At 47.1% G+C, this 255-nt stretch carries 1 tRNA gene; it reads left to right on the plus strand.

Features of this window, described 5'->3' with window-relative positions:
- Nucleotides 1-15: 15 nt before the first annotated feature.
- Nucleotides 16-91: transfer RNA gene (locus tag J5M67_RS29000), tRNA-Ala, on the plus strand.
- Nucleotides 92-255 lie beyond the last annotated feature (164 nt).

Consider the following 255-nt stretch of genomic DNA (forward strand, 5'->3'; position numbering starts at 1 on the left):
TGCTGCTGATCCGATGGGGCCATAGCTCAGCTGGGAGAGCGCCTGCTTTGCACGCAGGAGGTCAGGAGTTCGATCCTCCTTGGCTCCACCATTTACATCGTCGAAAGCTCAGACAGGAATGTTCGGTAGAACGAACCTTGCTGTCTGGTCTTTGTGCCAGAACCGTTCTTTAAAAATTTGGGTATGTGATAGAAGTAAGACTGAATAATCTCTTTCACTGGTGATTATTCAAGTCAAGGTAAAATTTGCGAGTTC

This window comes from Pseudomonas sp. 30_B, from assembly GCF_017491605.1.
Taxonomy (GTDB): Bacteria; Pseudomonadota; Gammaproteobacteria; order Pseudomonadales; family Pseudomonadaceae; genus Pseudomonas.